General features: G+C 27.8%; 1 protein-coding gene. It reads right to left on the reverse strand.

Going from position 1 to position 683, the window contains the following annotated elements:
- The coding region (locus HMPREF3270_RS00065) for a transposase (RefSeq protein WP_141763107.1) at positions 1–604 on the reverse strand (604 nt) is incomplete at its 3' end.
- Positions 605–683 lie beyond the last annotated feature (79 nt).

Below are 683 nucleotides of genomic sequence, written 5' to 3' on the forward strand. Positions count from 1 at the left end.
TATATTTAGTTTTCGCTTCCTTTTTCTTTTTTATAGGCTTTTTTCCATCGGCTTTTCTTAGAAGATTTACTTCATCATCCAATTCTTTTTGGTATGCTTTGGCTTCAATTTGAACAACTTTCTTAATGTATTTATTTTTATTAGCATTGGCTTTAATATGAGTTGAATCGATAAAAATTTGTTCGGTATTAATAAGGTTGTTTTCAAAAGCAATTTTTAAGATGTGTTGGAAGATTTCTTCAAATAACTTATTATCATAAAATCGGCGGGTGTAGTTTTTGCTAAAAGTACCAAAATGAGGAACTTTATCAAAGAATCCATAACCTAAGTACCATCGGTACGCTACATTAGTGTGAATTTCTTTTATAGTTTGTCTCATAGATTTAATGCCGAATAATTTTTGAATCAGAAGGATTTTTACTAAAATTACAGGGTCAATAGAGGGTCTGCCATTATCTAAGCAATATTTATCTTTCACTAAATCATAAACAAAGTTAAGATCTAATACTTTTTCAACTTTACGTAACAAGTGATCATCAGGAACTAATTGAGATATTGAAATCATTTCAAGTTGTTCTCTGTTATTAGAAGATTTATTTAGCATACTATCACCTCATTATCTTATTACTATCATTATACAAGAAATGGGGAAAAGGTTATTATGTAAAATGTTAAAAAATAAA

This window comes from Staphylococcus sp. HMSC65H10, assembly GCF_001839185.1.
GTDB classification, from domain to species: Bacteria; Bacillota; Bacilli; order Staphylococcales; family Staphylococcaceae; genus Staphylococcus; species Staphylococcus simulans.